Source organism: Paraburkholderia sp. RL17-337-BIB-A (genome assembly GCF_046025895.1).
Classification (GTDB): Bacteria; Pseudomonadota; Gammaproteobacteria; order Burkholderiales; family Burkholderiaceae; genus Paraburkholderia; species Paraburkholderia fungorum_C.
On sequence record NZ_JARESY010000002.1, the window covers coordinates 1,435,798 to 1,460,226 of the forward strand.

Sequence of the window (24,429 nt, forward strand, 5' to 3'; positions counted from 1 at the left end):
GGAGGAGGCGCGCGAAAGGCTTCGCGAACAACAAAACCCGCAATGGGCCACGCAAAAACCGATCAAAAGTCAGCCAGATAAGCAGCTAGATCGGCAACTCAATGAACGGTCAGCGTGCCGCCAGCCTTAACGGCGACGGAATTGCGTATTGCGTGCGCCGCCGCCACCGGTGGCGCGCTCGTCTTTATGACGGAAATTGATCCGGCCTTTGGTCAGATCGTAAACCGACAGCTCCAGCGTTACGCGGTCGCCCGCGAGAATTCGGATATGGTTCTTGCGCATGCGTCCGGACGCGTAAGCGCCAACCACGACGCCGTTGTCGAGCGTCACGCGGTAACGGCTATCCGGAAGTACTTCGTCGACGATACCGTCAAGTTCAAGCAGTTCTTCTTTCGCCATGCATAACTCCTGGTCGATGGGATAAGGGGGTGTTGAGTCGTTCGGCGAGGCCGCCCGGCACAACATCTGATACGGTGGGCAGCTGGCTTTCAGGCCAGCTGCGTTGCGGTAACAGCCGATTCGCTGATAGTACCGCTCAAAGATCGGCAACGGACTGGCCGTCTACGCGACCGTCGATCAATTGCTCGGCGTGGGCCATGCACGCAATGCGCGCCTTGCCCGTGCCGTCGAACGGAAACAGATACTGCAGACGGAACACACGCCCGTCGGCTGCCGGATTGGCGCCCACCCGGCAGATGCGCACCGACGCGTCGTAACCTGCGTCCGGATTGCGGCTCGTCTGACCGTCCGCCGGGCGGCGCGGATAGACGAGCGGGTGAATTTCATAACCCTTGTACGTCTTGACAACTGAATTCATGAAGCATGTGTCCTGTATTACGTGGGCCCCGTGTCACGCGTGTTACGCGCGGCACAACGGGCCCGGCGGCGCAGCACCTTGGGGCGCGCCGCCATGGAAAAAGGTTGGCACAGGCCCGATGGCAAGGGCATGAGCGCGACCGCGCAAAGTCGCGGATTCGATGGAGAAGAAACACGCTGATGTCGCGCGGACATCGGGCGCGTAAAAGCTGAACAACTCAGCTGCACAACTCGCGACGGCGAATGCAGGCGGCGCATTGCCGGAGTGACGGGATCGCTGACAGGCAACGGTCGAACAGTCGGGGGTGGTGCGGAGACGCCGATCGATACTGTGCTTGGTACTGCCGCTTGTATTGCCGCTTTTACTGTCGATTACTGCGGATGCGGAATACAGCTATTCCAATATGATGCACTAAATAGGGCTAATTGGATAGCGAAAAGTTCGACGGGCGGGCAAATCGCCCAGCTGGCGGGCTTTGGGCAGGAAAGGGGCAGTGCGCACGGCACCCCGCGGTATGGCTGTCACGCCGCGTGGGAGGCCTCGCCGCGAATGGAAACGCGAACGCGAGGCACAAGTTCACCGGCAACGTGGGCGCTGACGTGCGGATCGAAGTGAGCTGCGCAGGTGGAGGCAACCGCGCAGGCGGGCTTCAGCGGGCGGTTTCGGCAACGCGCTTTTGCAGCTCGCGTGAAGCGGCGAGCGGAATGCGCGCATCGTCCCAGCCGGCCAGCCACTCGACTTCCTTCGACGTAAAAATCTGCCCGTGATTGCGCAGCGCGTATTGCAACGAATCAATGATGTGATTGCGGATGATTTCCGGCGTGCCTTTGTCATCGAGCACGGCGCGAAACGCTTCGAGCGTGGCCATCTGTTGCTCCGTGGAATGGTGGGTTCTTTTATCTCACGAAAAAAAATAGCTCGCCAAGCGGACAAAAATCGCCGGCGCAGACGCAACAACCGGAACGTTTTCAAGCAGCATGCCGTCGAGCACCCATCAAAGCCCCGCGCGCGATGCGGCCCCGCAATAAAATAGCCGCTGCGCATGTCAGCACGCCGTCGCGGACGCCGCCGCCGATTGGGGTCGTTACAATGGCGAGTTGCCGCGCTAAGGCGCGCGGCATCGTTATGCTTGTCCCGCTTGCCGGCCATGAGTTCGGCGCGCCGTTTGGACTGACTGGAGTTGATTTCGGCTCATCGGGTAAAACCAGCGCCGCATCCCTCGAACACTGCGATTTCTCAATGCGCAAGACAACCGTCCCTCCTGTGAAAGACCTGCTGCTGGACCGCTACGCACCCATCGCGGATGGCATCGCGGCGCTGTTCTATCCGTGCGCCGAAGTCGTGATTCACGACCTGCGCGATCAGACCATCGCGTATCTCGTGAACAATCTGTCGAAGCTCGAAGTCGGCGGTCCCTCGGTGCTCGATGAAGTCCACTACGCGGCGCGCGGCCGGACGATCGGGCCGTATGAGAAGCTCAACTGGGACGGCCGCCGCATGCGCTGCGTGAGCAACATCCTGTTCGACGACGACGGCAAGCCGGCCGGCATGTTGTGCATCAACTTCAACATCGCGGTGTTCGAGGATGTGCGCTCCACGCTCGATCTGTTCATCAAGGGCGGCAATCTGACGGACGCGCCCGCGGAGGAACTGTTCCGCGACGATTGGCAAGACCGCATCAACACCTTCCTGCATACGTGGCTGCGCGAGCGGCAAATCGGCATCAATGCGCTCACGCGCGAGCACAAGCGTGAAATCGTTGAGGCGCTGCACGGGCAAGGCGCGTTTCGCGGTCGCAGTTCCGCCAACTATGTGGCCGCCGTGCTGACCATGGGGCGTGCCACCGTCTACAAGATTCTGAAGCAGATGAAAGAGGGCGGCTGACGGCCCTCGCATCGCGGTGGCATGCTCCATTGCCCTGCGCATTATCGCGGCGGGTTCGCCCCGCCTTCGGTCTGAGCACGCAGACGCTCTTCCTGGGCCCGCAACTCCGGCGTCAGTTCGGAGCCGAAATCATCGGCTTCGAACACCGGTCGGATCTCGATCTCGCTTTCGCCTTCCATGGGATTGGGGCAGCGCCTGACCCAATCGACGGCTTCTTCCATCGACTTGACTTGCCACAGCCAGAACCCCGCGATGAGTTCCTTGGTCTCCGTGAACGGTCCATCGATCACGCTCCGCTGGCTGCCTGAGAAGCGCACCCGCTTGCCTCTCGCGCTCGGGTGCAAACCCTCGCCTGCGAGCATCACGCCGGCCTTGACGAGTTCTTCATTGAAATTGCCCATTGCCGTAAGCAGCGCCGTGCTGGGCATTTTGCCGGCCTCTGATTCGCTTGTAGCTTTCACGATCACCATGACGCGCATTGTCAATTCTCCTTGAGTGAGTTGTGGGAGCCGTACGACCCCGAAATCGATTCAGAATCATGCCGGCCCTTACTGCTACGACGAACCGGAACGTCTGAAATCGACGTCGTCCAGCCCACTACCTCTTATATCTTTTCAAACGCCGCGAGCCGAGGCAGTTGGGGCGTCGAAGATTGCGACGCCTGTATCCGCATTCCCGAATCGGATGGCGCTTTTCATCGCTCAAGCCGCCGTGCATCGCGACGGTGAATGGCGGCAGCACAAGGCCGCATCCGTGATCTTTCGCGCGCCGGCACCGGTTTAAAATGACGGTCCCAACAAAACCGCGTGCTCTGCTTCGGAGGACGTCGGTCCGTTTATGAAATTTCGTTGATCGGAACAGGAGTAGTTAAATGGTGCGTTATCGACACTACAAAGGCGGCATTTACGAGCTGGTTTGCGAGGCCACGCTGGAGTCCGATCCGACGGTCACGATGATCGTCTATAAAGCGGGCAATGGTACGATCTGGACGCGTCCGGCTTCGGTTTTTTTCGAGCTGGTCGAAGTCGAGGGCGTCAAGGTGCCGCGTTTTTCACCAATCAATTAGGCGGCCTCGTTCGAGCGATTTTCAAGTGCGATCGTAGCCGAAGAACGCGCGCCGTCAGGTCGATACAAACAGGAAATCTGAATGCGTCTATTGCTTGCCATCATTCTGCCGTGGTTTCAGTTCTTCACGATTGGCCGGCCGTTCGCCGGCATCATCTGCCTGATCTTGCAGATCACGCTGATCGGCTGGATTCCGGCCGCGATCTGGTCGGTATATGCGTTGAGCCAGTACAACACCGACAAGAAAATCGCCCGGGCAATGGGCAATGGCCGTTAAGGCCGAATCCGATGCGCGTCGCCGCGCTGCTGGAATTCAACCGCGTCCGGCGCTTCGATCACCACGTCGGTTTCAGCGATCGCCACGCACGGCAGGATATAGCCTTCCGCTTTTTCTTCGCGACTCAGCCCCGGCCACTCGATCGTGTAGCGCACGCGCCCCGCTGTCATTTTGCACAGACACGTGCGGCACGTGCCGTTGCGGCACGAGCGCGGCAGACGCAGGTTCGCAAAGCCGGCGGCTTCGAGGATCGTGAGCGGATCGGGCGCTTCGAAGCTTTGGCCGAGGGGCTCGACGCGAACTGAAAAAGCGCGTGGACTATCAGTCATGAGTGAATTCGATGCGAATGCGCAAAAGGTCGGACTTCGACTGTACACGGTGGCGGGCAGGCATGCGGTGCAGCGGCCGATGCGCCGGTACTGTGGTCGAAGCTGCAAGACGGCAAATGGTCGGCGCTGAGCGAACTCCAGGATCGACTGGTCAGCCGCGCAGATGCTTCTCGACTTGATCACGTCAAAGCAAAACGGCGATCCTTGCGGATCGCCGTTTTTATAGCAAGCAGGTTTCAAAACCTTTATCGTCGGCGGCGCTGATCGGCCCGCAGTTGAAATGGCCGATCCAGCTACCGACGCAGGACGCGCGTGCTGACGCATTCAATGCGTGCCGCTGCGCCGCAGGTACTTGTACACCGTGTTGCGCGCGAGTCCCAATTCGCGTGCTGCCGCCGACACGTTGCCGCTATGCCTTGCGAGCGTTTGCGCGATCAGCGTGGCTTGCCATTCATCCATACGGGCGGGCGTCGCAGGCGTGTCGGCCGCGCGCGGCGCGCCGTCATTTGCGCGTGCCGCCGCGAACCGAGGAGCACTGCCGCCGACCTGGGATGCGCCGCTCGTGCCGCCGTGACTGACACAATCCTGCAGAAAATCCTCCGGCAAATCCTCGAGTTCGATCTGTTCCGTGCCTTCAGCCATGATGCTCGCGGTGCGCAGCACGTTGGCCAATTGCCGCAGATTGCCTGGCCAGCGGCATTGCGCAAACTGTTCCAGCACCTCATCGGACACACGGCGCGGCAAACGCTCGCCGTCCGGCTGCAACGCCAGCATGCGCTCGACGAGCGCCGCCAGATCGCTGCGCTCGCGCAGCGCCGGCAAGGTGACCACAAGGCCGTTGATCCGGTAATACAGGTCTTCGCGGAAGGTGCCGGCCTCGATCATCGTGCGCAGATTGCGGTGGGTCGCGCAGACGATGCGCAGATCGACCGGAATCGCACGCGTCCCGCCGAGCGGCACGACGGTACGCTCCTGCAGCACGCGCATCAGGCGCACCTGCTGGGCGAGCGGCATGTCGCCGATTTCGTCGAGGAACAGTGTGCCGCCATCGGCTTGCACGATCTTGCCGACGCTGCCGCGTTTTTTTGCGCCGGTGAATGCGCCGTCCTCGTAGCCGAACAACTCTGCCTCGATCAGCGTTTCGGGCAGCGATGCGCAATTCAGCGCGATGAAGGGCGCGGCCCGCCGCGGCGAATCGTGATGGATCGCGCGGGCAAGCCACTCCTTGCCGGTACCGGTTTTGCCGAGGACGAGAATCGGAATATCGCGTCCGCGCAGTTTGGCGACGCGCCGCAGGATGGCGGAAACTTGCGCGTCGCCGGTATCGAGCGTTTCGAGCGTGGCGAGAGGCGCGGGCTCGCCGGGCCGAGTCGCGGCACGCGTGCCGCGCGACGTGGCCGTACGCGCCGCGTCAGAAAAGCCTTCTGCCGAGGCAACCGGACCCACGTAGCGCGGCGCCGCAAATTCGCCGCGCGCGACCACGCGCACACCGCTCGGTAGCGTCAGCACAATATTTTCGCCTGGCGCGCGAGCGATCTGCTGCAACAACCTCGATAACGCAACGCCAAACAGTGCCTCGAACGGTTGCCGTGTCAGCTCGGCGAGCGGCTGCCCGAATTGAAACAGCGCGCTGCGATTCGCCGACAGGAACGTGCCGTCTGGCGCGAATGCGGCGAGCCCTTCGTACAGCGTGCCGATGAATTCCGCGCGCGCGTGAAAGTGGATGCGAATGGCGTCGACGAATTGATTGGAGAACAGATGATTTTCGATCATCTGCGCCGACATCCGCACGAGCGCGAGCGTGTGTTTGTGGAAGCCGCGCGTGTCGCCGCTGACGTCGAGCGCGCCGATGGTGCGCCCGAACGGATCCGCGATGGGCGCGCACGAACAGGTGAGGATGCGGTTGGCATGCAGGAAGTGCTCGCCGGCGTGCACGACGGTCGGCTGGCCGTCGACGAGAGCGGTGCCGATCGCGTTCGTGCCGCGATCCGCTTCGGCCCATGACACGCCCGGACACAACGCGACGCGACTGGCTTTTTCGACGAAATCGCTGTCACCGAGACTGTGGAGAATCACGCCATGAGTGTCGGTGAGCAGCACCATGCTCTGCGTGTCGACGATCTGCGCGTGCAGCGTCTCCATCACGGGGAGCGCATGGGTATAGAGCGACTGGTTACGATCGACGAGCTCACGTAATGCAGGGCGCCGCAGCGGATGAAAGTCCGGCGTTTCCGACGCCCGCAGGCCGACTTCGAGCGAGCGGGCATGAGCTTGCGCGATGACATCGGGCCGACCGGTGGTGGGCGGCGTGGCAGGACGATGGCTCAAGGAATGTCTCCGGTTATCGGACCCGGCGGGTGCATTGCCCGCCGTTGCGTTCCGCACTGCAACAAACGCGTGTGCGGCCGAACACTGATATTACAGGACGAAACAGGACCCGGCGAAAGCCGCGCGGCGGGGACCAGCCGCGTGGCCCTATAGAGGAACGGCGCCTCAAAACACCACGTCGGGCACCAAAATCAAGCAAACAGGAAGGAAAACTTGCGCCGCGCCCGAACTCGTCTACAGTGGATCAAATCACCTCCGCGGGGCGCGAAGTACAGTGCGTTCGCAGCCGTGGGGTGACGGACCCGCACCACCAGCATTCGACAGGGAGGAGTACCGCTGCAGGTGCGACCAGACTCAACCAGCGTGCGCAGTACCAACCGACCCATGCGCAGCACCCAACCCATTAGGTGAACTCCCATGCAGATCCTATTCCCGAACGAAACTCCTGAATATTCAGGTCGCGAACTTACCTTGGCGTTCCCGGCGATGGTGGATGGGCAAAGGGTGGAGTGCATGATCACCGCTGAAGCGCTGGAAGATCACTTTGGCGCCGCCTCGCCGCGTCTGGAGGACATGGTCGGCGCGTTCGACGCGCACCGCGGGCGCATCGAAGCAGCGACGCGGCGTCTGCTATCGGAAACGCGGGCGCAATGTCTGGTGTTGAGAAGCGGCTACGTGCGTTTCTATGAAGCGAACTGGCGCAACTGAGTGAAGTCGTGCCGTCCGGGTGGCTACCCGGCGCGGCAGTATCGTCCAGATGCTGCGAGCGTAAGACAGCAAGCGGATCAAACCATCCGCCGCAGCGTCCGGTCCTTGAACACCACGTGATGCGCAATCGCCGCCAGCGCATGCAATCCGATCACCCAGTAAAACGCATTGCCAAGCCACACATGCGCTGTCTTGAGCAATGGCCGCGCAATCGGATCCGCGCCGACCAGTGTGTAATTGAAATTGGCCCACGCGAGCGTCACCGGATGCCCACCGGTATTAGTCATCAGGATGCCGAGCAGCGGCTGCGCGAAGATAAAGACGTACAGGGCGAGATGCGCGGCCCGCGCCAGAAAAGCGAGCAGGCGATTGCCTTCGATTTCCGCGGGCGCGCCGGCCCACAACCGCCATAGCAGGCGCAGGACCGCCAGTGCCAGCACGAGGGTGCCGGCCCAGAAATGCACGTTGCTCCAGAAAACCCGGCTGTCGGAGCCTTTCGGCCCGCGTATTTCGATTGCCAGATAAGCGAGCGCGACCAGCAGAAAGATCGCCCAGTGGAAGAAGATGGCGGGTGTCGTGTAACGGTCCGTGGCGCGGTTGTAGGACATGCAGGAAACTCCTGTGACCAGTTCGGTAGTTTTTATCAATCATCAGATGATAAAGGGTGCCCGACCAGAACGGGCGCCTTCAATAAAACGATTGTTGATCCAGACCGAACCACAACCAGACACAGTGTCAATGCCGCGATGCTTTGCGGCAGGCTGCGCCGCGTTGCACGACGCCGCACGGTGCAGGAAGGAGCCGCCGCGCTTACTCGCTGCCCAGGTAGAAATACCGGAACAGGAAAATCGCCGCGATGATCCACACCACCAGTTTCACTTTGCGCGCCTGCCCGGTCAGCAGTTTCAGGCCGGCATACGAGATGAAACCGAACGCGACGCCATTGGCGATCGAGTAGGTGAACGGCATCAGCAGGGCGGTGAGGGCGGCCGGCACGACTTCGGTGGCGTCGTCCCACGGCAGGTCCAGCATTTCGCGCAACATCAGGCACGACACATACAGCAGGGCCGGCGCCGTCGCGTAGCCGGGCACCACGCCCGCCAGCGGCGCGAAAAACAACGCCGCGAGGAACAGGATGGCGACGGTGATCGCCGTCACACCTGTGCGGCCGCCGGCCTGCACGCCCGACGCGCTTTCGATATACGCCGTGGTCGACGAGGTGCCCAGCATCGAGCCGGCCAGAATCGCCGTGCTGTCGGCGAGCAGGGCGCGGTTCAGCCGATGCATCTTGCCTTCGACCAGCAGCCCGGCGCGATTGGCCACGCCCATCAGCGTGCCGGTCGCATCGAACAGTTCGACGAGGAAGAACACCAGGATCACGTTCAGCACGCCACCGGAGAGCGCGCCGCGAATGTCGAGCTGGAACAGCGTCGGTGCAATCGACGGCGGCGCGGAGACGATGCCGTGGAACTGATTGCCGCCGAAGAAAAAGCTCAGCACCGTCACGCCGACAATGCCGATCAGGATCGCACCGCGCACCCGCAGATAGTCGAGCGTGACAATCGCAAAGAAGCCGATCACCGCGAGGATCGCATGCGGGTTGTGCAGATCGCCGAGCGTGACGAGCGTGGCCGGATTGCCAACCACCACACCGGCCGACTTCAGCGAAATGATCGCGAGAAACAGACCGATGCCGCCGGTAATCGCAATGCGTATCGAATGCGGAATGCCGTTCACGATGACCTCACGTACGCGAAACAGCGTGACGATCAGGAACAGGCAGCCGGAGATGAACACCGCGCCGAGCGCGGCCTGCCACGTGAAACCCATGCCTTTCACGACGGTGTACGCGAAATAGGCGTTCAGGCCCATGCCCGGCGCGAGCGCGATCGGGTAGTTCGCGTAAAGGCCCATGATCAGCGAGGCCAGCGCGGCCACGATGCAGGTGGCGACGAACACCGCGTCCTTCGGCATGCCGGCGTCGCCGAGAATCGCCGGGTTGACGAAGATGATGTAGGCCATCGTCAGGAAGGTGGTCAGCCCGGCGAGCACTTCGGTGCGCAGGTTGGTGCCGGCGGCTTCGAAGCCGAAGTATCGTTTTATGGAGTCCATGAGGCGGGTCTCTCGTTGTTCAAAAAGCGTTTCTTGTGGTTGATACGGGCGATGCGCAGCTAACAGGCGGGCGACTTACCTTCCCGTCCCGCACGGCACGCAATGGCATGGCACCGATGCGCCGCGCAGCCAGGCCCGCGGGCGGATTGTCATCACGATTGACGGCGCCGCCCCTATCGTGTCACTGGGAGCCTGGCTGAAGGGGCGAGATGATACCTTGCCAGCGCGCGGGGCGGCGCGGCAAGCGAATTTACGATGTTACGGCTGGGAACGGTGGGTTTCCGCGGGAACCGAGAGCGGCAGAGCCTGGCGGGATGACGTGGATTGAAACGATTCGGGCAGAAGCTAACCTCGAAAAGTCGCGCGAAAAGTCGCGCGGAAGCCGGGCGGCGAGCGAGAGGCAGATGACTGACGTGCAGGCTGCGGGCATGCGAGACCCACGTCGCCGGCGACCCTTGCGGTCGCGGGCGGCCCGGCATGCCGCTTCAAGACAACGATGAAACTGCTTACTGCGTCATGCTCCCGCCCGCTTGCTGCGCCCGCCGCGCGGCGACAATGCGACCCGCGCGTTGCGCATTCTGCGGATAGTCGATCCAGTCGAGCGGATCGTAGCCGGCGGCGAGCCATTCGGCCAGATCGGCTTTCACCTCGGCGCGCGTTTTCGGAGCCGATGGGTCGTAAGGCCGCGAGGTCTGCGCAAACGCGCTGTTCATGCCAACGGCGGCCAACAGCGCGCCGAGTCCAACGAGTGAAGCGATTTTCATGATGAGCTCCTATGGAGCGGTTAAAAACACCTCAAGATTTTAATTTTCGTAAGCCTTTCGAGTAAGGCGGTTGAAGGAAATGCACCGTTTCATCCAGTGACTCAATCGGCCCCGCTTGAACCCGCGCGCGATCCCGATTCAGGACGGCGACGGTTTGCCGAAGCGATCCAGCACCGCGCTCAGCAGATCGATCGGCAGCGGAAACACGATTGTCGAATTCTTGTCGGCGGCAATCGTCGTGAGGGTTTGCAGGTAACGCAACTGCATGGCCTGCGGCTGCTTCGCGAGCGTCTGCGCTGCCTCCAGCAGATGCTGCGAGGCTTGCAATTCACCTTCCGCATGAATCACCTTGGCGCGCCGTTCACGCTCGGCTTCGGCCTGACGAGCAATGGCGCGGATCATCGTTTCGTTGATGTCCACATGCTTGATCTCGACGATCGACACCTTGATACCCCACGCATCCGTTTGCGCATCGAGCACCTTCTGAATATCGGCGTTCAGTTGTTCGCGATCGGCCAGCAGTTCATCGAGTTCATGCTTGCCGAGCACCGCGCGCAGCGTGGTTTGCGATAGCTGGCTGGTCGCCTCGAAATAACGCGCCACCTGTATCACGGCCTTCTCCGGATCGACGACGCGGAAATACACGACCGCGTTGACCTTCACTGAAACGTTGTCGCGCGTGATCACGTCTTGTGGCGGCACGTCGAACACGATGGTGCGCAAATCCATGCGCACCGCCTGTTGCACGATGGGGATGATCAGGACGAGGCCAGGCCCCTTGACCTTCCAGAAGCGCCCGAGCATGAACACCACGCCGCGTTCGTACTCGCGAAAAATCCGTATCGATGAGGCAATCAGCGCGATCACCAGCAGAATCAGAATGCTGCTGAAGCCGAATGTGAAACCGATCATGAGCGTTCTCCTTGTTGTCGTGTTTCCGCGGGCACCACGGTCAGCGTCAGTCCGCGCCGCGCCGTGACGCGCACCGCGTGACCGGCCGCGACCGGGGCCGTGCTGGACACCCGCCAGCGTTCACCGTGCACCTGCGCCCAGCCGGCCAGCGTACCGCCCGCTGTTGCGTCTGCCGTAGCATCCCCCGGCAGCAGGCCACCTTCCGGCAGCAGGCCACCGTCGAGCACGACGCCGACACTGCCGATCAGCCCTTCCGAGCCGGTCACCACCGGCTTGCGCCGCGCGTGCAAGGCGAGCCTCGACACCCCGAACACAAACGCGACGCTGAACACGACCACGGCCGCGATCAGGGGCAGCGGAATGCCATAGCCGGGCACGTCGGTATCGATCAGCATCAGCGCGCCGATCACGAAGGCGACCACCCCGCCGAAGCCGAGCGAGCCGAAAGTCGGCAGAAACGCCTCGCCGATCAGGAAGGCGATGCCCAGAAAGATCAGGCCGAGTCCAACGTAATTGACCGGCAGCATCTGCATCGCGAAGAGGCCCATCAGCAGACTGATGGCGCCGACCACGCCCGGCAGCACGAAGCCCGGATTGGCGAACTCGAAAAAGAGGCCGTACATGCCGATCATCAACAGAACCAGCGCGACGTTCGGGTCGGTGATGACCGCGAGGAATTGGCTGCGCCAGTCGGCTTCGAGCGTGACCACCGGTGCGTTGACGGTGCTGAGTTTGACGTCGCCGTGGCTCGTGCCGATTGTGCGGCCGTCCAGCTGGCGCAACAGGTCGGGAATGTCGCGCGCGTTCAGATCGACCACGTGCTGCGCGAGGGCTTCGCTCGCCGACAGGCTGACGGCTTCGCGCACGGCGCGTTCGGCCCAGTCGGCGTTGCGTCCGCGCATTTGCGCGAGGCCGCGGATGTAGGCGGCTGCGTCGTGGACCTGCTTGCGCAGTTCGGTGGATTGGGTGTCGAGCGGAAGGGAGGCGCTGGGCGTACTCGCGGACGAGTTGGCTGGGTTCGCTGAACTGGCTGAGCTCGTCGAACCGGCTGAGTTCACCGAACCGGCTGAGTTCGTCGAACCGGCTGAGGCAGGCACGCCGGGCTCGTTCTTTTGGGCGCCGGCGCCGCTTCCGCCTCCCGTGCCCGGCAATCCAGGCATACCGCCGCCCGCAGGCGGCTCCGCCCCGCCGATGCCCATCTGGATCGGCGTCGCCGCGCCGAGATTGGTGCCCGGGGCCATCGCCGCGATATGGCTGGCGTAGACGATATAAGTGCCGGCGCTCGCCGCGCGCGCACCGCTCGGCGCGATAAACGTGGCAACCGGCACCGCCGAGCCGAGAATCGCCTTGATGATCTGCCGCATCGACGTATCCAGCCCGCCGGGCGTATCGAGTTGCAGCACGGCGAGTTGCGCGCGTTCTTCGGCGGCGCGCTGCAGGCTGCGCACGATGAAGTCGGCGCTGGCCGGACTGATCGCGCCGTTCACGGGAATCACGACAACGCTATTCGGCGCCACCGCGGCCTGAGCGGTCTCGGCGACCCACCCGCGCGGCGCGTTTTCGCACAATGCGAAGCCGAGCGCCAACAGTACGCCGAACGCGGTCATGCCGCGCATCAACCGGCCCACGACACCGCCACGGATAAGCGCAGGGCGCGGACCAGACTGCCGGAACGGGAGACGCGGAAACGTACTCATCGCTGACGGCTGCCGCGCCATGTCGACGGGTATCGGCAGGCGCGGGCCGATACCCCAAATTGGCTGGCCTGCTCATTACAGCTTAGTCCGATTCCGGGCGACGCGTGAAATCCGCACGCGCCGTCCGGTAATCGGTCGGCCGCATGCCGGTCCATTTGCGAAACGCGCGGTGAAACGCGCTCGGCTCGGCGAAACCCACCGAGGTGGCGATGTCGGCGATCGTACGATCGGTGTCCTGCAGTTCGCCGATCGCGATGTCGCGCCGCAAGTCGTCCTTGATCGACTGATACGTATAGCCTTCCTGCTTCAGACGTCGCCGCATGGTGGCCTCGGCGACATGCAAGCGTTCCGCCATCTGATCGGCGGCGGGCCAGCCGGCCATCGGCAGCGCGCGCAGCATCTTGCGCACCCGCGCGGCGAGCGAGCCGGGATTGCGGTATTTGACGATGAAGCTGCCGGGCGCGTCGCGCAGGAACGGCTTGACCGACTTGGTGGTCTGGATCACCGGCAGTTCGAGAAACGCCGGCGACAGGTCGACATATGACTCGGCTTGATCGAAGGTCATATCGTCGCAGAACATCAGACGGTATTCATGCGCGGCAGGCGGCTCGGCGCAGCGAAAGCGCGCCTCGAGCAATGGAATGCGCCGCCCGACCAGCCAGCACAACAGGCCATAGACAAGGATGAAGTAGGTCGCATAGGCGAACATCGCGGGTGGCCTCATGCCTTCGCGTTCCATGAACCTGAGCCGTACGCGCCCGGCATCTGTTTCGATTTGCGCGCTTAGATCGTCGAGCACCAGGCGCATGAAGCGGACCGCACGCGCGAGCGCCTGCGCGCCGTTGCGCGCGGTCAGCGCCGTTTGTGTCATCGCGATGAAGCTGCCGCTTTTCATGCGGTGCGAGTCCTGGCCAAAGAACTCGTCGTCCAGCGCGCGGGCGATGCCGGCCCACAGCGCGCCGTACTGCGCCGACGACACGCGGCTCTTCGGCGACGCCAGCAGCGGCCCCGCAATGCCGGCGGCTTCGGCGAGCGGCAGCGCATCGAAACCGCGCGCGCGTGCCAGCGCGAGGGTCTCATCGACCAGACTGACGGAAATCGTGCCTTTATCGTTCTTGAGGTTCTTCATATTTTCGTGAAGGTCTGGCAAACGCGCTCAACATTTTCCTTGTCACGATCCGCTAAGCCTTTGAAAACGCGGCCCGAACCGGGTTGACATGATACCGCCATGGCAAATGCGCTCAGCCAGAATGATCGGGCTGAGCATCGAACGTGTGCCACCGCTTCCCTACACTTGGCGTCAACCGATAGCGGACCGCATCGCCCGGCGACACACGGCGAGGCCGCGGCAAGGTCGCGGAGAGAGGCCCATCACGCCCCCGCGACGAACCGTGGATGATGAGGCGGCGCCACCGCGAGTCGAAGCGCATGCGCCTCGCCACCGCGACTCGCTGCACATAACAGGACCGAGCCCATGGACAGCTTCTACACCGACGAACAACGCATGATCCGCGACGCCGCCCGCGACTTCGCCACCGAACGCCTCGCGCCGTACGCCGGGCAGTGGGATCGCGACGCGAAGCTGCCGGCGGAAGTCGTCACGCAAATGGGCGAGCTCGGCTTTCTCGGCATGATCGTGCCGTCCGAGTGGGGCGGCTCCTATACCGACTACGTGGCCTATGCGCTCGCGCTCGAAGAGATCGCCGCGGGCTGCGCCGCCTGCGCCACGCTGATGAGCGTGCACAACTCGGTTGGCTGCGGGCCGATCCTGAACTTCGGCACCGCCGCGCAAAAAGACCGCTATCTGCAAGACCTCGCCACGGGCCGCCGCATCGGCGCGTTCTGCCTGACCGAGCCGCAAGCCGGCTCCGAGGCGAACAACCTGCGCACCCGCGCGGTGCTGCGCGACGGCAAATGGATTCTCAACGGCAACAAGCAGTTCGTGACCAACGGCGCGCGCGCCAATATCGCGATCGTGTTTGCCGTCACCGATCCTGAGCGCGGCAAGCGTGGTCTATCAGCCTTCATCGTGCCGACCGATACGCCGGGCTTCAACGTCGGCAAGCCCGAACACAAGCTCGGCATTCGCGCCTCGGACACCTGCCCGATCTCGCTCGACGATTGCGCGGTGCCCGAAGCCAATCTGCTCGGCGAACCGGGCGAAGGCCTGCGCATCGCGTTGTCGAATCTCGAGGGTGGCCGCATTGGTATCGCGGCGCAGGCGGTCGGCATCGCGCGAGCCGCATTCGACGCCGCACGCCGCTACGCGAACGAACGCATTCAATTCGGCAAGGCGCTGAAGGACCACCAGACCATCGCCAACATGCTCGCCGACATGGCGACCCGCCTGAACGCCGCGCGCCTGCTCGTGCATCACGCGGCGCGGCTGCGCACGGCGGGCAGGCCGTGTTTGTCCGAGGCCTCGCAGGCCAAGCTGTTTGCGTCGGAACTCGCCGAGGAAATCTGCTCGAACGCGATCCAGATTCACGGCGGCTACGGCTATCTCGAGGACTATGCGGTGGAGCGCCACTATCGTGATGCCCGCATCACGCAGATTTACGAAGGAACCAGCGAAGTGCAGCGGATGGTTATCGCACGCCATGTTTAAACGCAGGTTAGACGGCGTTTGAGTGCAAAATAGCTTGCTAGTAGTAAGAAGCAGAGGCAAAAAACAGAGCGCATACCGCGCCAGCATGGGATCGGAGTAAGCGCTATGGGACCAGAGTAAGTGATAAAGCATTAACTCTGGTCGACACGCTAACTCCGACCGACAGGAGACGACGATGACTGCAGCGAAGGGCTTTCTCGAAGCGCGCGATCTGTTGTTGCGCCATCGAACCGACTACGAGCGCGCCTACCGCGAATTCGCGTGGCCGGCGCCGGGCGAGTTCAACTGGGCGCTCGACTACTTCGACGTGATCGCGCGAAACAACGACAGCCCCGCGCTGTGGATCGTCGACGATCCGGCCAGCGACGGCGTGCGCCTCTCCTACGCGCAAATGTCGGAGCGCTCGGCGCGCATGGCAAACTTCCTGCGCGGCCTCGGCGTGGGGCGCGGCGACAAATTGCTGCTGATGCTGCCGAACCGCGTCGAACTCTGGGACGTGATGCTCGCGGCCATGAAGCTCGGCGCGATCGTGTTGCCCGCCACCACCCAGCTTTCCGCCGACGACGTGCGCGACCGCGTGCAGATTGGCGGCGCGACGTTCGTGGTAGTCGATAGCGCGGAGCTGGCCAAGTTCGATGCACTCGACGTGCCGCTCACCCGCATCTCCGTCGGCGCGCCGCGCGACGGCTGGATCGACCTCGCCGCGGCCTATGACGCATCGCCTGAATTCACGCCCGAGGGCGTCACGCACTCCACCGATCCGCTGCTGCTGTATTTCACGTCGGGCACCACGTCCAAACCGAAGCTGGTCGAGCATACGCACCAGAGCTACCCGGTCGGGCATCTATCCACGATGTACTGGATCGGCCTGCAACCGAACGACATCCACTGGAACATCAGTTCGCCGGGCTGGGCCAAGCACGCGTGGAGTTGCTTCTACGCGCCGTGGAACGCGCAGGCCTGCGTGTTCGTTTTCAACTTTCCGCGCTTCGTCCCGAAAGAGACGCTCGACGCGCTGGTGCGTTTCAACGTCACCACGCTGTGCGCACCGCCCACCGTCTGGCGCATGCTGGTGCAGGAGCATCTCACCGACTATCCGGTGAAGCTGCGCGAGATCGTCGGCGCGGGCGAGCCGTTGAATCCCGAGATCATCGAACGCGTCAAACATGCGTGGGGCATCACGATTCGCGACGGCTTCGGCCAGACCGAAACGACCTGCCAGATCGGCAACCCGCCGGGGCAACCGGTGGTGCCGGGCTCGATGGGCCGTCCGCTGCCGGGCTACCGGATCGAGCTTCTCGATGCGGACGATCAACCCGTCACCGAAGGCGAAATTTCGCTGCCGTTGGCCGACCGTCCGCTCGGTCTGATGACCGGCTACGCGAACAATCCCAACGCCACCGCGCAAGCCATGCGCAACGGTTTCTACCGCACCTCCGACGTCGCGATGCGCCGTGAGGACGGCTACTACGTCTACGTTGGCCGCGCCGATGACGTTTTCAAATCGTCCGATTACCGGCTGAGTCCATTCGAACTCGAAAGCGTGTTGATCGAACACGAGGCGATTGGCGAAGCGGCCGTGGTGCCGAGTGCCGACGCGTTGCGTTTGTCGGTGCCCAAAGCGTTCGTCACCGTGCGTCAGGGTTACGAAGCCAGCCCCGAACTCGCCCGCGCGGTCTTCGCGTTCTCGCGCGAAAAACTGGCACCGTACAAGCGGATTCGCCGCCTGCAATTCAGCGAGCTGCCGAAAACCATCTCCGGCAAGATTCGCCGCGTCGAACTGCGGCGCCGCGAAATGGAGCGCGAGGCCGAGCCCGCGCGCCTGCCCGGCGAGTATTGGGAAGAAGATTTTCCGGACTTGCGTTGATTATTTTTATTTCCCGTCACTGTTCGGCCGCCAGGCGGCCACTGCACAGGAGTTCCAGCATGAGCGCAATTGCTTCGAACCATGCCGCCACCGTTAAACTGCTGATCAACGGCGAGTTCGTCGAATCCAAAACCACTGAATGGCGCGACATCGTCAATCCGGCTACGCAGGAAGTGCTGGCGCGCGTACCGTTCGCCACCGCCGACGAAGTGAACGAAGCGATCCGCTCCGCGCACGCCGCGTTCAAGACCTGGAAGGACACGCCGATCGGCGCGCGCATGCGGATCATGCTGAAGTTCCAGGCACTGATTCGCGAGCATTCGCCGCGCATCGCGAAGGCCCTCAGCGCCGAGCAGGGCAAGACGATTCCCGATGCGGAAGGCGATATCTTCCGCGGGCTGGAAGTGGTCGAGCACGCCTGCTCGATTGGCACCTTGCAGCAGGGTGAATTCGCGGAAAACGTGGCGGGTGGTGTGGATACGTACACGTTGCGTCAACCGATCGGCGTATGCGCCGGCATCACGCCGTTCAATTTCCCCGCAATGATTCCGCTGTGGATGTTTCCGATGGCGATCGTTTGCGGCAATACGTTTGTACTGAAACCGTCCGAGCAGGATCCGATGTCGACCATGCAACTGGTTGAACTGGCGCTCGAAGCCGGTGTGCCGAAGGGCGTGCTGAATGTCGTGCACGGCGGCAAGGACGTGGTCGACGCGCTCTGCACGCACGATCTGGTGAAGGCGATTTCGTTCGTCGGCTCGACGGCGGTCGGCACGCACGTCTATCGCCTCGGTAGCGAACATGGCAAACGCGTCCAATCGATGATGGGCGCGAAGAATCACGCGGTCGTGCTGCCCGATGCGAATCGTAAGCAGACCTTGAACGCGCTGGCGGGTGCCGGTTTTGGCGCAGCGGGACAGCGCTGCATGGCGACCTCGGTGGTCGTGCTGGTGGGCGCCGCGCAGCAATGGCTGCCCGATCTGGTCGCGAAGGCGAAGACGCTCAAGGTCAACGCGGGCAACGAGCCGAATACGGACATTGGGCCGGTGGTCTCACGCGCGGCGAAGCAACGGATTCTCGGCCTGATCGAAACGGGCGTGAAAGAGGGCGCCACGCTGGCGCTCGACGGCCGCGGCGTGACGGTGCCGGGCTACGAGCAAGGCAACTTCATTGGCCCGACGGTCTTTACCGATGTCACCACCGAGATGGAGATCTACCGCCAGGAAATCTTCGGCCCGGTGCTGGTGGTGCTGAACGCCGCGACGCTCGATGACGCGATCGCGCTCGTCAACAGCAATCCGTTCGGCAACGGCGTGGGCCTCTTCACGCAGAGCGGTGCGGCGGCGCGCAAGTTCCAGAGCGAGATCGATATCGGCCAGGTCGGCATCAACATTCCGATTCCAGTGCCCGTGCCGTTCTTCAGTTTTACCGGCTCGCGTGGCTCGAAACTCGGCGACCTCGGACCCTATGGTAAGCAGGTCGTGCAGTTCTATACGCAGACTAAGACCGTCACCGCCCGCTGGTTCGACGACGACACCGTCAACGACGGCGTCAATACGACGATCAGCCTGCGCTGATTTCCAAGGTCGATGCTTTGGATGGGATGGGAGTAAGGGCTGAGCCCCTAACTCCCATCGACAGCTTTGCATGGGATGGGAGTAATGGCTAAAGCCCTAACTCCCATCGACAGGAGATGACACCATGAAAATAGGCTTTATCGGACTCGGCAACATGGGCGCGCCAATGGCGCTCAATCTGCTCAAGGCGGGCCACACGGTCAACGTATTCGACCTCAACGCGCAGGCGGTGCAGGCGCTGGTCGACGCCGGGGCTAAAGCTGGGGGCTCGCCGAAAGCAGCGGTGACCGACGTCGAGTGTGTGGTGACGATGCTGCCCGCTGCCGCGCACGTTCGCAGCGTGCTGACAGCGGACGACGGCGTGTTCGCCGGCATTGCGAAAGGCGTGACGATCATCGATTCGAGCACTATCGACCCGGCAAGCGTGAAGGCGTTCGCCGAACTGGCCGCGCAGCACGGCAACAGCTTCGTCGACGCGCCCGTTTCGGGCGGCACCGGCGGCGCGGCGGCGGGCACGCTGACCTTCATGGTCGGCGGCAGTGCGGCGGTTTACGAGCGGGTGAAACCGGTGTTGGCGTCGATGGGCAAGAACATCGTGCATTGCGGCGAGACCGGCACCGGCCAGGTCGCGAAGATCTGCAACAACCTCGTGCTCGGCATCACGATGGCGGGCGTGGCCGAGGCGATGTCGCTGGGCGAGGCGCTCGGCATCGACTCTAAAGTGCTGGGCGGCATCATCAATACCTCGACGGGCCGCTGCTGGAGTTCGGACACGTATAACCCGATGCCCGGCGTGATCGAAACCGCGCCGTCCACGCGCGGCTATACCGGTGGCTTCGGCACGGATCTGATGCTCAAGGACCTGGGCCTCGCCACCGACGCCGCGAAATCCGCGCGTCAACCGGTGTATCTCGGCGCGCTCGCGCAGCAGCTTTATCAGACGATGAGCACGAAGGGCGCGGGACGTCTGGACTTCTCGGCGGTGATCAAGCTCTATCGCCGGGACGGCAAGGACGGAGACGCGTGATGATCGAACTCGACTACTCACACCACGGCGCCGTCCCGCTGCTGACGCTAAAATGACCACCCGCGAACGCGTTCACGCCGGATGGTTTGCTGCAGTTACAGCAGACCGTCGAGCGTCTGAACGGCGAAGCGTGCGTGCGGGCTGGTCCGGGAACCATAAATCTTTAACTCGGGCAGGAGATAAGTGCCGATTCTTCCTCTTTTGCGCCAAGTTTCAGAGTTGGCTTGAATGAGCAGTCGCCAGATAAGTCTGTAGTCTTTCTGAAAGGTGCGTGACTCACCTCAGCCGGCGGATTACTGAGGATTCTGCCCAAATCTCCACATCCCGTCTCTTTTAGTTGCGACTGCCTGCTCTGCCGGCCCTAGCACTTTCAGGTCGCTCGGCTGGCTTTCGGCCAGAGCCGCCGTTCGCATGTTGATGTCGGGATGCCCGCTCACTGCAGCACAGCGGTCGTTCGAAAACGAAAATCGTGAACAGCCGCTGCGACATCGACGAATGCGTACTTTTCGGCCGTAAGTGCCCCTCCGATTCGATGCGAGCGCTATGGCAGCTTCCAAACTGGAACTGCCCGAGGGTTATAGTTCAGGCGATGACCTTCTGCTCCCCGGCAGCCTGCTCGCGCATGCGACGGGCTTCGTCGCGCAGGAACTGCTGGTAATCGTCCAGATCGCCGTCGAAGGGCTCGACGCCACCCTTGGTGACGAGCCAGAACTCGTCACAGACCGCGCGCAGCAGGGACCGGTCGTGACTGACCAGCATCACTGTGCCTTCGAATTCGTTGAGTGCCATGCCTAGCGCTTCGCGTGTGGCCAGGTCGAGGTGGTTGGTCGGCTCGTCGAGCAGCAGCAGGTTGGGTCGCTGCCACACGATCATGCACAACACGAGCCGCGCCTTTTCGCCGCCGCTCATCGTGCCGACCGCCTGATGGACCATGTCGCCACTGAAATTGAAGGTGCCGAGGAAGGTGCGTAGCGATTGTTCGGTGCCGCTCTGGCCGGGGGCACGCAGGTGCGCCGGCGTCTCCTTGGCAAGGCGGATCATGTGTTCCAGCGGCGTGTCGAGAGGACGCAGCACGTCGAGTTCCTGCTGTGCGAAGTAGCCGATGTTCAGGCCCTTTCCTTCGCTGATTTCGCCGGCAATCGGCGCCAGCTCGTGCGCCACCGTCTTCACCAGCGTGGACTTGCCCTGGCCGTTGGCACCGAGAATGCCGATGCGCTGCCCGGCCAGCACGGATCGGTTGATGCCCCGCACGATGACCGTGGGCGGCGTGTCCGGCGGTGCGTCGGTCGGTGCCGGGTAGCCGAAGCTCGCGTCCAGCATCGACAACAGCGGGTTCGGGACGTTGAGCGGCTCCTTGAACTCGAAGGTGAACTCGGCGTCGGCAAGCACCGGTGCGATCTTCTCCATGCGTTCGAGCGCCTTGACCCGGCTCTGCGCCTGCTTTGCCTTCGAGGCCTTGGCCTTGAAACGGTCGATGAATTTCTGCAGGTGGGCGATCTTGTCCGCCTGTTTGGCCATCGCGGCCTGCTGCAACACCAGTTGCTCAGCGCGCATCTCTTCGAACTTGCTGTAGTTGCCGCCATAACGCACGAGCTGGGCGTTGTCGACGTGCACCGTCACCTGCGTCACCGCGTCGAGGAATTCGCGATCGTGGCTGATCACTACCAAGGTTCCTTGATAGCGCTTGAGCCAGGCTTCCAGCCAGACCAGGGCGTCGAGGTCGAGGTGATTGGTCGGCTCGTCGAGCAACAGCAAGTCGGACGGGCACATGAGCGCGCGCGCCAGTTGCAGTCGCATGCGCCAGCCGCCGGAGAAACTGTTGACCGGCTGGCTAAGCTGCGCAGCACTAAAGCCAAGGCCCAGGATCAGCGCTTGGGCACGCGCGGGGGCATCATGGGCACCGGCGTCGTGCAGGGCCATGTAGGCGTGCGCCATGCGCATGCCATCGTCGCTGGCCTCAGCGGCGGCCACTTCGGCCTGCGCGGCCAGCAGTAGGGTGTCACCCTCGATGACGAAGTCGGTCGCACTCTGCTCGGTCTCCGGCATCTCCTGCGCGACCTGGCCCATCTTCCATGCAGCGGGAATCGAGAACTCGCCGCCGTCTTCGTGCAAAGTGCCGTTGAGAAGGCCGAAGAAGGATGATTTGCCGGCGCCATTGCGGCCGACAAGGCCGATCTTTTCGCCGGGGGTGAAGGTGACGGACGCGCGGTCGAGTACGACATTGACGCCACGGCGCAGCGTGACATTACGGACGGAAATCATAAGGAGCTACTTTGGAGGGGATAGGCATGATAGCTGACCGGACGTACAGGGCTGTCTCTTTTCTGGTCGCACGAGTGAAAAGCCGCTTGCGCTTTGCGGCGCCCATCGGCCACAAAGCGAGGCGGGCACTGGCGCACCGGGCGTTCCGGCTGCGGGGCCAGCGAACAAACGGTGAGTGGCGGCTCCTGGCCGATAGCACCAGCTCGGCGAACGCTCTCTAGAGCGGCCGTTGGACTCATCGACGGCAGCTCTCCGGCAGGCGGGGCGAATGCGTGCTCCCGGCCCAGGAGCTGCCGCTGACCAATCTGCTCCCAACGACCCATTGAAAGCCGCAAGCGGTCGTTCGGAACGTCGTCGCAGCCAACTCGATCTGTCGCGCACTGCTCTCGCAACAGTTCATCGAGCGAAATCCGGTAGTACGTGGCGATTCGCTCTCGACAATAGTCCAAGCCCATTGACTTGATGGATCGTGCCTGCCTATCGCACCTGAATCTCGAAATCGACAAGATATCCCGATACTTCCGTACCGTGCGCGCGAATCAGTGCAATAAGTTCTTCCGGCGTAATCTCGACACGCCATTCCCGCTGGCTGCCAGGCTTGCGAATATCTAGTGCGACCAGGAGCACGCTGCGACCATCCGCTGAAGCTTCGAGGCGCATCGTACGGTTAATCGTCTCCGTCTGCGGATCAATTTCCGTCAGTAACGACAACGTGCCATGAGCGCCAGAAAAGTGTGAGGAGTTCATGAATGAAAGTTTCCTGATTCCTTCGAACTGTTACGTTCGTCGGCTCTTACGGGGGAGGCATCCGTTCTATTTCCGGTTGCTTTCGACCACTGTCGACGTTTCAACTCCTGGTGGTGGCGTAAGCAGCCAGTCTCCCTGAGAAATGGAGAACGAACCCGAGCAACGCCAACGCGCCACCAAATACGCATGCTGCATGCCATCCACCGAGTCGCCAACTGATACTTGCTCCCCAGGAACCCGCGGCGCCGCCTACGAACATTCCGCTCATGAATAGCGTGTTGAGCCGACTTCTTGCCTCCGGTCGAAGAGCGTAAACCACATGTTGGTTGGAAATGAGAGCCGACTGCTCACCGAAGTCCAGCAGGATGATGCCGACGACCAGGCCAGCGAGGCTGCCCCAAAGGCCCAGAACCGCGTATGACAGCAGCATGATCAGGCAACCAAGTCCGATAACGACATGGGGTCCACGACGATCGGCGACACGGCCGGCAAGTGGGGCAATCAGAATACCCGCCGCGCCAACGATTCCCATGAGGCCTGCCACATCAGCCCCCAAGCCGAAGGCCTCATGCAGACGCAATGCCAGAATTGTCCATAGCCCAATAAAGGAACCGAACATCGCGGCTTGAATACACGTTGCACGGCGCAGTGACCGTTCTTCTCGCCACAACTCGATGAGTGACCTCATGAGACCAAAGTAGCTGTGGTTCGTCCTGGGTTCACTGTGTGGGAGTTTGACTAGCAACATGACCCAGATAATGGCGGTCATCGCGGCCCCTAGCCAGAACGTGGCACGCCAGCCCCAATGATCGGCAGTAAATCCGCCGACGGCCCTTCCCAGCAGAATGCCGCAAAGCAGGCCGCTCATCACGGTACCGACGACCTGGCCACGGCGATTGGATCCGGCTAGCTCTGCCGCGAACGGTACAACCTGTTGGGCAACGGATCCTGAAATACCTACTGCCGCTGAAGCGATTACCAGCAACCAGGCATTCGGGGCTGCAGCAAGGCATACCAATGCCGCGATTAACACTGCTGCTTGCCAGAGAATCAATTTTCTCCGATCAATCCGGTCTCCCAGAGGTACCAGAAAAAACAGACCACAGGCGAAACCCAGTTGTGTCGCCGTCGGAACCAGATTGACGAGGCCAATCGATCGTGGGAAAGCCTGCTGCAATAGTTCCAGGATCGGCTGGTTGTAGTAAATATTAGCGACGAAGATACCGCAGGCAACCGCCATCACCATTAGCAATGAACTGTCCAGGTGATGTGTTAACCCGTGCTCTTCAGGGGCGGCGCACTGCGCCGGAGATTCGCTACCAACCGTATTGGGTGACATGTCCAGACTCACGACTTAGTACAGGGACCTTCATCCTGATGCAGCGCACACAAGAAGTCTTTGGCCTACAATTTCAGACGTCTGAAATTGCCGTTGATCCCCGCAATCT

23 protein-coding genes and 1 pseudogene are annotated in these 24,429 nt (G+C 62.4%); 9 read left to right on the forward strand and 15 right to left on the reverse strand.

The genetic code is table 11. The features are described from left to right. Positions 1–126: 126 nt before the first annotated feature. The 3 genes from infA to P0D84_RS27335 form a co-directional block, all read right to left on the reverse strand. Complete coding sequence (gene infA / locus P0D84_RS27325; protein WP_012427521.1) at positions 127–399, reverse strand: translation initiation factor IF-1; 273 nt, start codon at positions 397–399, stop codon at positions 127–129. Positions 400–535: 136 nt separating this feature from the next. Beyond that, positions 536–817 (reverse strand): hypothetical protein, encoded by a 282-nt coding sequence (locus P0D84_RS27330; RefSeq protein ID WP_035557986.1) that lies wholly within the window; start codon positions 815–817, stop codon positions 536–538. A 649-nt stretch (positions 818–1,466) separates the two neighbouring features. Next, the gene (locus P0D84_RS27335) at positions 1,467–1,685 is read right to left on the reverse strand and encodes a hypothetical protein (RefSeq protein WP_408341767.1); all 219 of its coding nucleotides are present in this window, start codon (positions 1,683–1,685) and stop codon (positions 1,467–1,469) included. 371 nt (positions 1,686–2,056) lie between these two features. Between P0D84_RS27335 and P0D84_RS27340 the strand changes: the two genes are divergently transcribed. Beyond that, complete coding sequence (locus tag P0D84_RS27340) at positions 2,057–2,701, forward strand: helix-turn-helix transcriptional regulator (protein ID WP_323045117.1); 645 nt, start codon at positions 2,057–2,059, stop codon at positions 2,699–2,701. A gap of 41 nt (positions 2,702–2,742) precedes the next feature. Here the strand turns inward: P0D84_RS27340 and P0D84_RS27345 are convergent, their stop codons facing one another. Further along, the gene (locus tag P0D84_RS27345) at positions 2,743–3,180 is read right to left on the reverse strand and encodes a YciI family protein (protein WP_408341768.1); all 438 of its coding nucleotides are present in this window, start codon (positions 3,178–3,180) and stop codon (positions 2,743–2,745) included. Between the two features lie 392 nt (positions 3,181–3,572). Between P0D84_RS27345 and P0D84_RS27350 the strand changes: the two genes are divergently transcribed. Together P0D84_RS27350 and P0D84_RS27355 are read left to right on the forward strand one after the other, a co-directional pair. Next, positions 3,573–3,767, forward strand: a complete 195-nt coding sequence (locus P0D84_RS27350) for a DUF1653 domain-containing protein (protein ID WP_408341769.1) — start codon at positions 3,573–3,575, stop codon at positions 3,765–3,767. Between the two features lie 81 nt (positions 3,768–3,848). Continuing rightward, positions 3,849–4,043 (forward strand): YqaE/Pmp3 family membrane protein, encoded by a 195-nt coding sequence (locus P0D84_RS27355; protein WP_028194701.1) that lies wholly within the window; start codon positions 3,849–3,851, stop codon positions 4,041–4,043. On the opposite strand, the gene P0D84_RS27360 is transcribed toward P0D84_RS27355, so the two are convergent. Beyond that, entirely contained in the window at positions 4,040–4,372 is a 333-nt protein-coding gene (locus P0D84_RS27360; RefSeq protein WP_408341770.1) for a 2Fe-2S iron-sulfur cluster-binding protein, read from the reverse strand. The two genes, P0D84_RS27355 and P0D84_RS27360, sit on opposite strands and share 4 nt — an antisense overlap. A 324-nt stretch (positions 4,373–4,696) precedes the next feature. Further along, positions 4,697–6,700 carry a sigma-54-dependent Fis family transcriptional regulator gene (locus P0D84_RS27365; protein WP_408341771.1) on the reverse strand — a complete coding sequence of 668 codons (2,004 nt, stop codon included), beginning with the start codon at positions 6,698–6,700 and terminating at the stop codon, positions 4,697–4,699. Between the two features lie 417 nt (positions 6,701–7,117). On the opposite strand from P0D84_RS27365, the gene P0D84_RS27370 reads away from it, so the two are divergent. Next, positions 7,118–7,408 (forward strand): DUF1488 family protein, encoded by a 291-nt coding sequence (locus P0D84_RS27370; RefSeq protein WP_408341772.1) that lies wholly within the window; start codon positions 7,118–7,120, stop codon positions 7,406–7,408. 77 nt (positions 7,409–7,485) lie between these two features. Here P0D84_RS27370 and P0D84_RS27375 read toward each other — a convergent pair whose 3' ends face one another. The 6 genes from P0D84_RS27375 to P0D84_RS27400 form a co-directional block, all read right to left on the reverse strand. Continuing rightward, the gene (locus tag P0D84_RS27375) at positions 7,486–8,016 is read right to left on the reverse strand and encodes a cytochrome b (protein ID WP_408341773.1); all 531 of its coding nucleotides are present in this window, start codon (positions 8,014–8,016) and stop codon (positions 7,486–7,488) included. Between the two features lie 202 nt (positions 8,017–8,218). Continuing rightward, positions 8,219–9,520, reverse strand: a complete 1,302-nt coding sequence (locus tag P0D84_RS27380; RefSeq protein WP_408341774.1) for an NCS2 family permease — start codon at positions 9,518–9,520, stop codon at positions 8,219–8,221. Between the two features lie 506 nt (positions 9,521–10,026). Next, on the reverse strand, positions 10,027–10,284 hold the full coding sequence (locus P0D84_RS27385) for a DUF4148 domain-containing protein (RefSeq protein ID WP_408341775.1): 258 nt from the start codon (positions 10,282–10,284) through the stop codon (positions 10,027–10,029). Positions 10,285–10,422: 138 nt separating this feature from the next. Continuing rightward, positions 10,423–11,196, reverse strand: coding sequence for a slipin family protein (locus tag P0D84_RS27390; RefSeq protein ID WP_408341776.1), 774 nt, complete (start codon positions 11,194–11,196; stop codon positions 10,423–10,425). Further along, the gene (locus P0D84_RS27395) at positions 11,193–12,893 is read right to left on the reverse strand and encodes an NfeD family protein (RefSeq protein WP_408341777.1); all 1,701 of its coding nucleotides are present in this window, start codon (positions 12,891–12,893) and stop codon (positions 11,193–11,195) included. Before P0D84_RS27395 ends, P0D84_RS27390 begins: the two co-directional genes overlap by 4 nt. 82 nt (positions 12,894–12,975) lie before the next feature. Further along, complete coding sequence (locus P0D84_RS27400) at positions 12,976–14,022, reverse strand: AraC family transcriptional regulator (protein WP_408341778.1); 1,047 nt, start codon at positions 14,020–14,022, stop codon at positions 12,976–12,978. Positions 14,023–14,367: 345 nt separating this feature from the next. On the opposite strand from P0D84_RS27400, the gene P0D84_RS27405 reads away from it, so the two are divergent. From P0D84_RS27405 to P0D84_RS27425, 5 genes and pseudogenes are all read left to right on the forward strand, one after another. Next, positions 14,368–15,501, forward strand: coding sequence for an acyl-CoA dehydrogenase family protein (locus tag P0D84_RS27405; protein WP_408341779.1), 1,134 nt, complete (start codon positions 14,368–14,370; stop codon positions 15,499–15,501). 175 nt (positions 15,502–15,676) lie between these two features. Further along, positions 15,677–17,368, forward strand: a complete 1,692-nt coding sequence (locus tag P0D84_RS27410) for an AMP-binding protein (RefSeq protein WP_408341780.1) — start codon at positions 15,677–15,679, stop codon at positions 17,366–17,368. Between the two features lie 59 nt (positions 17,369–17,427). Further along, positions 17,428–18,945 carry a CoA-acylating methylmalonate-semialdehyde dehydrogenase gene (locus tag P0D84_RS27415; RefSeq protein ID WP_408341781.1) on the forward strand — a complete coding sequence of 506 codons (1,518 nt, stop codon included), beginning with the start codon at positions 17,428–17,430 and terminating at the stop codon, positions 18,943–18,945. Between the two features lie 124 nt (positions 18,946–19,069). Further along, positions 19,070–19,972 carry a 3-hydroxyisobutyrate dehydrogenase gene (gene mmsB, locus P0D84_RS27420; RefSeq protein ID WP_408341782.1) on the forward strand — a complete coding sequence of 301 codons (903 nt, stop codon included), beginning with the start codon at positions 19,070–19,072 and terminating at the stop codon, positions 19,970–19,972. Further along, positions 19,972–20,115: pseudogene (locus P0D84_RS27425) on the forward strand (enoyl-CoA hydratase); the annotation flags it as partial. The gene mmsB and the pseudogene P0D84_RS27425, both read left to right, overlap by 1 nt. A 439-nt stretch (positions 20,116–20,554) precedes the next feature. Here P0D84_RS27425 and P0D84_RS27430 read toward each other — a convergent pair. The 3 genes from P0D84_RS27430 to P0D84_RS27440 form a co-directional block, all read right to left on the reverse strand. Further along, positions 20,555–22,234, reverse strand: a complete 1,680-nt coding sequence (locus P0D84_RS27430) for an ABC-F family ATP-binding cassette domain-containing protein (protein ID WP_408341783.1) — start codon at positions 22,232–22,234, stop codon at positions 20,555–20,557. A 477-nt stretch (positions 22,235–22,711) separates the two neighbouring features. Next, complete coding sequence (locus P0D84_RS27435) at positions 22,712–22,981, reverse strand: hypothetical protein (protein WP_408341784.1); 270 nt, start codon at positions 22,979–22,981, stop codon at positions 22,712–22,714. Between the two features lie 100 nt (positions 22,982–23,081). Continuing rightward, a complete protein-coding gene (locus tag P0D84_RS27440) occupies positions 23,082–24,320 on the reverse strand; it encodes an MFS transporter (RefSeq protein WP_408341785.1) in 1,239 nt (412 codons plus the stop codon). Positions 24,321–24,429: the final 109 nt, after the last annotated feature.

Excerpts from the sequence above, each read along its gene's own strand:
- P0D84_RS27415 (WP_408341781.1), top strand. The coding sequence starts at position 17,428 with ATGAGCGCAATTGCTTCGAACCATGCCGCCACCGTTAAACTGCTGATC.
- P0D84_RS27385 (WP_408341775.1), bottom strand. The coding sequence starts at position 10,284 with ATGAAAATCGCTTCACTCGTTGGACTCGGCGCGCTGTTGGCCGCCGTT.
- P0D84_RS27340 (WP_323045117.1), top strand. The coding sequence starts at position 2,057 with ATGCGCAAGACAACCGTCCCTCCTGTGAAAGACCTGCTGCTGGACCGC.
- P0D84_RS27380 (WP_408341774.1), bottom strand. The coding sequence starts at position 9,520 with ATGGACTCCATAAAACGATACTTCGGCTTCGAAGCCGCCGGCACCAAC.
- P0D84_RS27355 (WP_028194701.1), top strand. The coding sequence starts at position 3,849 with ATGCGTCTATTGCTTGCCATCATTCTGCCGTGGTTTCAGTTCTTCACG.
- P0D84_RS27370 (WP_408341772.1), top strand. The coding sequence starts at position 7,118 with ATGCAGATCCTATTCCCGAACGAAACTCCTGAATATTCAGGTCGCGAA.
- P0D84_RS27405 (WP_408341779.1), top strand. The coding sequence starts at position 14,368 with ATGGACAGCTTCTACACCGACGAACAACGCATGATCCGCGACGCCGCC.
- P0D84_RS27390 (WP_408341776.1), bottom strand. The coding sequence starts at position 11,196 with ATGATCGGTTTCACATTCGGCTTCAGCAGCATTCTGATTCTGCTGGTG.
- P0D84_RS27350 (WP_408341769.1), top strand. The coding sequence starts at position 3,573 with ATGGTGCGTTATCGACACTACAAAGGCGGCATTTACGAGCTGGTTTGC.
- P0D84_RS27395 (WP_408341777.1), bottom strand. The coding sequence starts at position 12,893 with ATGAGTACGTTTCCGCGTCTCCCGTTCCGGCAGTCTGGTCCGCGCCCT.
- P0D84_RS27345 (WP_408341768.1), bottom strand. The coding sequence starts at position 3,180 with ATGCGCGTCATGGTGATCGTGAAAGCTACAAGCGAATCAGAGGCCGGC.
- P0D84_RS27440 (WP_408341785.1), bottom strand. The coding sequence starts at position 24,320 with ATGTCACCCAATACGGTTGGTAGCGAATCTCCGGCGCAGTGCGCCGCC.
- P0D84_RS27360 (WP_408341770.1), bottom strand. The coding sequence starts at position 4,372 with ATGACTGATAGTCCACGCGCTTTTTCAGTTCGCGTCGAGCCCCTCGGC.
- P0D84_RS27410 (WP_408341780.1), top strand. The coding sequence starts at position 15,677 with ATGACTGCAGCGAAGGGCTTTCTCGAAGCGCGCGATCTGTTGTTGCGC.
- mmsB (WP_408341782.1), top strand. The coding sequence starts at position 19,070 with ATGAAAATAGGCTTTATCGGACTCGGCAACATGGGCGCGCCAATGGCG.
- P0D84_RS27335 (WP_408341767.1), bottom strand. The coding sequence starts at position 1,685 with ATGGCCACGCTCGAAGCGTTTCGCGCCGTGCTCGATGACAAAGGCACG.
- P0D84_RS27375 (WP_408341773.1), bottom strand. The coding sequence starts at position 8,016 with ATGTCCTACAACCGCGCCACGGACCGTTACACGACACCCGCCATCTTC.
- P0D84_RS27330 (WP_035557986.1), bottom strand. The coding sequence starts at position 817 with ATGAATTCAGTTGTCAAGACGTACAAGGGTTATGAAATTCACCCGCTC.
- infA (WP_012427521.1), bottom strand. The coding sequence starts at position 399 with ATGGCGAAAGAAGAACTGCTTGAACTTGACGGTATCGTCGACGAAGTA.
- P0D84_RS27435 (WP_408341784.1), bottom strand. The coding sequence starts at position 22,981 with ATGAACTCCTCACACTTTTCTGGCGCTCATGGCACGTTGTCGTTACTG.
- P0D84_RS27400 (WP_408341778.1), bottom strand. The coding sequence starts at position 14,022 with ATGAAGAACCTCAAGAACGATAAAGGCACGATTTCCGTCAGTCTGGTC.
- P0D84_RS27430 (WP_408341783.1), bottom strand. The coding sequence starts at position 22,234 with ATGATTTCCGTCCGTAATGTCACGCTGCGCCGTGGCGTCAATGTCGTA.